Here is a 7,235-nt window from a genome sequence, read left to right on the forward strand (position 1 = left end):
AACAGCCGGTGACACGGAAGGTAGCCGCGGCCAGCCAGTTCAACTCCTCCAACAGCGCCGCCGGCAGCGGGGCCGGGCACAGGTAATGGAACTCGTGCGCCATCTCCGTCTTGATGCGGCTGGTGTAGATACCCGCCTCCTATCTCAATCATTCTTGCTTATTAAGCCCGTGCGCGGTGGGGGGGGGGGCGCCCTGCGCGCGCCCCCCCACGCCCACACCTGCCAGGTCTGCTCGTCGTTCGTTCGCTGAAGGAGAGATACCGATGTCCGACAAAGACCCCTCGCTCATGGCCCGCTGCCCCGTATGTGACTCGCGCATCTACTTCGAACAGAGGCCGGATACCGGGCAGATGATCGTCTGTCCCGAATGCGAGGCCAGCCTGGAAGTCATCAGCGCCTATCCCATCCGGCTCGACTGGGCCGACGAGGAGGGCGGGCGCGGCAGCGCGGGCAGCTTCGACCCCGAGGCGTTCTTCGGCCGGGGCTTTGGCGACGAGGACGAGGACAACGAGGACACGTACCAGGGTGACGAAGACGACGGAGACTATTAGCCCCCAGGAACAGCCAGAGCGGCTGAGCGCGGCGCGGCAGGCTCTGATCGCGCTGGGGGTGACGCTGGCTATCCTGCTGGCGTTCGTGCTGGCCGTGCTGGGCATCTGGTACTTCCGGCCCAACGCGGCCCAGGTCGATCCGGCGCTGGCCGCGGAGGTGTGGCCGGTGGTCAGCGACGGCCTGCACAACTCCAACACCCACCTCATCTACTGGCAGGATGCCTTCTACCTCGTCCATGCCCGCTCCCGCTTCCACATGGGCAACACGGGGTCGCGGCTGGTCGTGCGTCGCTCGGCCGACGGCCGCGCCTGGGAAGAGGTGGCCGTCCTGGGCGTGGAAGGGAACGACATCCGCGACCCCAAGTTCGCGGCCATCGGCGACCGGCTGTTCCTCTACGCCCTGCCCAACACCGGCTTCGAGCCAGAGCCTTACGGCACGGTCGTCTCCACCAGCGCCGACGGGCTAAACTGGACGCCCTTCGAACAGGTGGGGCCGGACGGCTGGCTGTTCTGGGAGCCGAAGAGCCGCGACGGCGCGACGTGGTACGTCACCGCCTACTGGCACGAGCACGGCAAGTCGGCGCTGTTCCGCTCCACGGACGGGCTGAACTGGGAGCACGTCTCCGACATCCACGAGGGGGATCGCAACGACGAGACGGCCGGGGAGTTCCTGCCCGACGGCCGGCTGCTGGCGACGGCGCGGCTGGAGGGGGACGACCGGGCGTGGCACCAGGGTTCGCACCACGCGGCAACGCTGCTGGCTGTGGCCGAGCCGCCCTACACGGAGTGGGCGACGACGCGCAGCCTGACCGCCCGGCTGGACGGGCCGGCGCTGTTCGCCTACAACGGCCGCGTCTACGCCGTGGGGCGCTTTGACCCGGAGGGGCGCGACAAGTGGTTCGGCATGTCGAGCCTGTTGGGGCGCAAGCGGACGGCCCTCTACGAAGTGCGGCCGGACGCGCTCATCCACCTGTCCGACCTGCCCAGCGCCGGCGACACGTCCTATGCCGGGGCAGCGCTGAAAGACGGTTACCTCTATACCACCTACTACACCAGCGACACCCGCCGCGACTTCGCCTGGGCGCTGGGGCTGATCATGCCGAGCGACATTTTGATGGCGCGGATACCGCTAGAAAACCTGGAACGGTTAGCGGAGGCGCGGGGGTAAAGACTCAGGTGCGACCCACTTCAGAAAGTGGGTCGCGCCTGAAACTAATTGCTACCGGTAAACCCCTGCCTCACCGCGTCCGGCGGCACAGTCACGATACGCGAGGCCGGCCGGAAGGTCATCGCGCCCTTGGCGACGGTGATCGTGTAGGTTCCGGCGGGCAGGTTGGTGAATTCGTACCGGCCGCTCAGGTTGGTCTTGACCGTGTGGCCCGCGCCATCAGAGACAGTCGCGCCGCCGATGGGCGTGCCGTCTGCGTACTTGACAAAGCCCTTGATCGAGGAACCGGCCTGCGATGTAGCGGTGAAGTCAACCCCTTCCAGGTCGGGTGGGACGTTGACTTCGCGCGACGGCGGCTCAAAGGCATAGCCGGCCAGCGCGGGCGTCAGCGTATGCGCCCCTTCCGGCAGCGCCAGCTCGTATCGCCCCTGCGCGTCGGTGACGGCCGAGTCGCCAGCCCCATTGGAGACGGTCACGCCCGCCAACGGCCCCGCGGCGGCCGTCACCACGCCTCGAACGGCGTAGGTCGCGACGGGAATGGCGGTGAAGTCCTGTTCCGCGGCGTCCGGCGGCACGGTCACGTCGCGCGACGCTGGCTCAAAGCGATAGCCAGCTTTCGTCGCCGTCAGCGTGTAATCGCCGGCCAGGAGGTCGGTCAAGGTGTAGCGGCCGTTGTCGCCCGTCTCGGCCACGCGGCCGCCGGCGGCGACGCGCGCGCCGGCGAGGGGCGCGCCGTCGCTCGTGGTAATGCGACCGGCGATGGTGTAGGTCGCCGCGCCAGACAGATTGCGCACGTACACCTGCGGGATCGATGTCGTCACCCCACCGACCAGCCGCGCCGTCGAGACAAAGGCGACCACCCGACCGTCGCCGGAGATGGCCGGCATGGTCGAGGCCCCGTTGCCCTCCTGGCCCGCGCTATTGACCGAGGCGCGGACGGTCTGGCCCGTCTGCCAGTCGTGGACGAAGATGTCGGAGTTGGCGTTGGCATCGTTGGGGACGAGGTTGGTCGCCTGGGATGAGAAGGCCACGTACCGGCCGTCGGCCGACACGTCGGCCATGATGGATGGGCCGTTGCCCGCGGCGCCGTTCGAGGCGACCGACACCAGCACGGTCTCGCCCGTGCGCAGGTCGTGGAGATAGATGTCGAGCACGCCGTTGGTGTCGTGCGCCACCAGCGCCCCGGTCGTCTGGAAGACCACGCAGTGGCCGTCGTTGGAGATGTCGGGGTAGTGCGACTCCCGGGGGTTCTGGTCGCCGTTGCTGGCGACGGACACGCGCCGGGTGGTATGGGCTGCCCGGTCGAGCACGAAGATGTCGAACGCGGCGTTCGTGTCGCGCGGCACGAGGTCGCGCGCCAGCGAGCGATAGGCCACCATCCGGCCGCCCTCGGCCACCGACGTCAGCGAGCCGCCGCTCCACGGGTTTTCGCCGTTGGGCAGCAGGTCGACGTACGCGGTGGTTCCCCCATTCACGTCACGGATGAACGCGTCGCGCTTGATGCCGTTCCGATCCGGCGTCACGAGCGAATTGGAATGGGAGGTGAAGGTGACGAAGTTGCCGTCGGAGGAGATGTCGCCCAGCCAGGCGTGGCGGTCGGCCGGCGCGCCCTGGTTGTTGACCGAGACGGCGATGGTCGCGCCCGTCTGGCGGTCGTGGCGAAAGACGTTGATGCCCGGCCCGCGATAAGGCTCGTTGCCGCGGCGCGCCAGGTTGGACGCCTCGGAGGTGAAGACCACGTAGCGCCCATCGCCGGAGAGGGACGCCTCGGTCGAATCGTCGTCGGCCTGGTCGCCAGTGGTCGCCAGCGAGGCGAGTTCCATCACGCCCGATTGCAGGTCGTAGACGAAGACGTCGCTGCGCCCGTTCGTGTCGCCCGCCGTCAGGTTGGCGGTGCGCGACTGGAAGGCAACAAAGCGCCCATTGAGCGAGATGGCCGGGAAGTTGGCGGCGAAGCGGGCCGGCGCGCCATTGACGTCGGCGGACACCAGGCGCGTCGAGCCGGCCTCACCGGCCGCCTTCAGACCGGGCGAGAGGCCCGTGGCCTGAGCGCCGCCGGCCAGAAGGATAAGGACGAGGCACAGTAGCAGCAGAGACATATGCCGAGGGAGCGATCGCCTCCGCGCGGAACCGACGCAGTGGCTGTTCATCGCCAGTTCTCCTTGGGGCGCCGCGTCTGTGACGGACTGGAGGCGAGACCGAGCCAGATGGTGTTACAGACGTAGCCACCCCACAAGACGCACGAGATTCCCGGCTACGGTCTTTCCTCCCATTATACCATACGCGGGGCGGGATAGAGCCACAGATTAGTCGGATCTGTAGGGCGAGATGGTATCGTTGGTAACCCGCCTTTAAGAATGGCTACGGATCAGGATGGAGGAGACGGATCAAGAACGGATTGTCATCTATTCTTGATCCGTCTCTTCCGTGGAATCCGTAGCCATTCTTTTCAAAGCGGGGTTACAATACCCCCTACTGTGAGCCACCCACCCATCTTCACCATCGGCTACGGCGCGCGGGAGATCGATGGCTTTCTGGCGGCGCTGCAGCGGTACGAGATCGCCTACCTGCTCGACGTGCGCTCCCGGCCCTTCTCGCGCTACAAGCCCGACTTCTCCCAGGACGCGCTGGAGGCCCACCTGCGCCGCGCCGGTATCCGCTACGTCTTCATGGGCGACACGCTCGGCGGCCGGCCGGCCGACCCCACCTGCTACGACGCCGACGGCAAGGTAGACTATGAGCGGGTGATGACGCGCGACTTCTACCGGCGCGGCCTCGACCGCGTGACCAACGCCCATGCCCAGGGGCGGCGCGTCGCCCTGATGTGCAGCGAGGGCAAGCCGGAGCAGTGCCACCGCAGCAAGCTCATCGCCAAATCGCTGCAAAGCCGCGGCATCCCCGTCAGCCACATTGACGAGAACGACGACCTGATTGACCAGAGCGCGGTCGTGGCCCGGCTGCACGGCGGCCAGCCGTCGCTGTTTGGCGACGAACTACTGCCTACTGGCTCGCGCAAGCGCTACCGGCCGCCCGTGGAGGAGGAAGAGGAGTGATCGAGAAAGTAGTCACTATCGGCGCGATCGGCTTCGACGCCGACAGCTTCTTTCGCGCCCTGCAGGATGCGGGCGTGGACACTCTGTGCGACATCCGCGCGCGGCGGGCAGTGCGCGGCCACGACTACGCCTTCGCCAATAGCCAGCGACTCCAGACGCGCCTGTCCGAACTGGGCATCCGCTATCGCCACCGGCTCGACCTGGCCCCGACGCCGGCCATGCGCCAGCGGCAGGCCGCGGCCGATGACGCGGCCGGCATCGCCCGGCGCCAGCGCAGCGAACTCAGCCCGGCCTTCGTCACCGCCTTCGAGCGGGAGGTGCTCGGCCCCTTCGATCCGCAAAGCTTGCTGGATGACCTGCCGCCCGATGCCCGCGTGGTGGCCCTGCTGTGTGTCGAGCGCGAGCCGGCCGCCTGCCACCGCTCCCTCGTCGCCGCGCGGCTGCGGGAGGCGTGGGGAGTGGAAGTGGTGCATCTGACGCCGGGGGTTAAACAGTAAAAAGGAAGCAGTATTCAGTGGGCCAGTAGGTCAGTGATCAGTCACAACCAACGACCAACAACCAACGACAAAAATCTGCGAAATTTGCGAAATCTGCGGATGATTTCTTCTCCAGGAGCACTGCGGTGAACGTCACCATCGTCGCCAAAACCCGCATGGGCGGCGGGGCCTGCATCGGCGGGATCGCCGCCGACGGCCGCTCCGTCCGCCTCATCGCCTCGGACATGGCCTTCAACGACCACTTCAACCAGGAGTACCAGGTCGGCCAGGTGTGGGAGATCGACGCCGACCCGCCTGACCGGCTCATTCCGCCCCACGTGGAGAACGTCGTCGTGCGCCACAAGCGGCTGGTGGGCCGGGCCGGCGATCTGGCCGGCCTCATCGAGCGCCACCTGCCCATCCACGCCGGCGGGCCGGAGACGCTCTACGACGGCCTGCTGCAGACCGCCCCCAGCGGCGCGCTCTACATCACCGAGCGGACGGGCATCCCGGCGCGCAGCACGATGTTCTGGCGGCCCGACCGGCCGCTGACGCGCAACACGGCCGGCAAGCGCATCCGCTACCACTATCCGGCGGCCGATGGGGAGCACACGCTCGTCTTCGTCGGCTACCAGGAGCCAGTAGAAGTGATCCCGGCCGGGGCGCTGCTGCGCGTGTCGCTGGCCCACTGGTGGCGGCCGGAGGAGCACCCGGAGGAGGAGTTGCGCTGCTACGTCCAACTGTCTGGCTGGGTGGAAGAAGGGTTATCCGCAGATTGGGCAGATTTGGCAGACTTTAAGAACGTCTCGCCAGAGAAATCTGCCAAATCTGCCCAATCTGCGGATGATTTCTCTCTTCTTGAGGCGCGAGGGGTGTTGAAGCGGGTGTTTGGCTACGACGAGTTCCGGCCGCTGCAAGAGGTCATCATCGGCAACGTTCTGGCCGGGCGCGACAGCCTGGTCGTCATGCCCACCGGCAGCGGCAAGTCGCTATGCTACCAGCTGCCGGCCCTGCTTTTCCCTGGCCTGACCGTCGTTGTCTCGCCGCTCATCTCGCTGATGGAAGACCAGGTGACGCAGCTGCGCGAGATGGGCGTGGCCGCCGCCTATCTGAACAGCACGCTGGCCTACGATGAGTACGTCGTTATCAGCCACCGTGTCGCCGCCGGCCACATCAAGCTGCTCTACACCGCGCCGGAGACGCTGCTGCGGCCGGAGACGCTGGTCATGCTGGAAGGATGCCGGGTGGACTGCCTGACTATCGACGAGGCGCACTGCATCTCCGAGTGGGGTCACGACTTCCGGCCGGAGTACCGCCAACTGGCCGAGGTGCGCCGCCGGCTGCCCGGCGCAGTCTGTCTGGCCGTCACGGCCACGGCCACCGAGCGCGTGCGCCGCGACATCCGCGCCTCGCTGGGCATCCCCGGCGCGGCCGAGTTCGTCTCCAGCTTCGACCGCGAGAACCTGCTGCTGACCGTCGAGGCGCGGACGAGCGGCCTGGGCCAGATCATCGACTTCCTGGAGGCCCACCGCGGCGAGTCGGGCATCATCTACTGCATGACCAGAAAACAGGTCGATAAGCTGGCGGAGCAGCTAAACGCCCACGGCTGGAACGCCCTGCCCTACCACGCCGGGCTGGATACGACCACGCGCCAGACCAACCAGCGGCGCTTCACCTACGACGAAGCCCCCATCATCGTCGCCACCGTCGCCTTCGGCATGGGCATCAACAAGTCCAACGTGCGCTTCGTCGTCCACTACGACCTGCCCAAGGACGTAGAGAGCTACTACCAGCAGATCGGCCGGGCCGGGCGCGACGGCCTGCAGGCCGACTGCCTGCTGCTGTACAACCAGGGGGACGTGATGACCATCAACTTCCTCCTCGACCAGGGTGACCCGGCCCAGCGCCCCGGCGCGGCGGCCCGGCTCCAGGCCATGCTGGCTTACGCCGAGTCGAACGAGTGCCGCCGCCGGCCGCTGCTGGCCTA

Annotated in this window: 6 protein-coding genes; 5 read left to right on the forward strand and 1 reads right to left on the reverse strand. The window is 67.4% G+C overall.

Annotation, left to right across the window (positions count from 1 at the left end):
• The first annotated feature begins 263 nt into the window (after positions 1-263).
• The gene (locus ACE3UY_RS20325) at positions 264-551 is read left to right on the forward strand and encodes a hypothetical protein (RefSeq protein ID WP_374689307.1); all 288 of its coding nucleotides are present in this window, start codon (positions 264-266) and stop codon (positions 549-551) included.
• Positions 526-1,719, forward strand: coding sequence for a sialidase family protein (locus tag ACE3UY_RS20330; RefSeq protein WP_374689308.1), 1,194 nt, complete (start codon positions 526-528; stop codon positions 1,717-1,719). The genes ACE3UY_RS20325 and ACE3UY_RS20330 overlap by 26 nt, the downstream gene beginning before the upstream one ends.
• Before the next feature lie 44 nt (positions 1,720-1,763).
• Here ACE3UY_RS20330 and ACE3UY_RS20335 read toward each other — a convergent pair whose 3' ends face one another.
• Positions 1,764-3,818 (reverse strand): carboxypeptidase regulatory-like domain-containing protein, encoded by a 2,055-nt coding sequence (locus tag ACE3UY_RS20335; protein ID WP_374689309.1) that lies wholly within the window; start codon positions 3,816-3,818, stop codon positions 1,764-1,766.
• A 378-nt stretch (positions 3,819-4,196) separates the two neighbouring features.
• Between ACE3UY_RS20335 and ACE3UY_RS20340 the strand changes: the two genes are divergently transcribed.
• The 3 genes from ACE3UY_RS20340 to ACE3UY_RS20350 all read left to right on the forward strand — a co-directional run.
• Positions 4,197-4,772 (forward strand): DUF488 family protein, encoded by a 576-nt coding sequence (locus ACE3UY_RS20340; RefSeq protein WP_374689310.1) that lies wholly within the window; start codon positions 4,197-4,199, stop codon positions 4,770-4,772.
• Positions 4,769-5,269 carry a DUF488 family protein gene (locus tag ACE3UY_RS20345; RefSeq protein ID WP_374689311.1) on the forward strand — a complete coding sequence of 167 codons (501 nt, stop codon included), beginning with the start codon at positions 4,769-4,771 and terminating at the stop codon, positions 5,267-5,269. The genes ACE3UY_RS20340 and ACE3UY_RS20345 overlap by 4 nt, the downstream gene beginning before the upstream one ends.
• A gap of 125 nt (positions 5,270-5,394) precedes the next feature.
• The coding region (locus ACE3UY_RS20350) for an ATP-dependent DNA helicase RecQ (RefSeq protein WP_374689312.1) at positions 5,395-7,235 on the forward strand (1,841 nt) is incomplete at its 3' end.

This window comes from Promineifilum sp. (SeqCode) (genome assembly GCF_041918635.1).
In the GTDB taxonomy this organism is placed as follows: Bacteria; Chloroflexota; Anaerolineae; order Promineifilales; family Promineifilaceae; genus Promineifilum.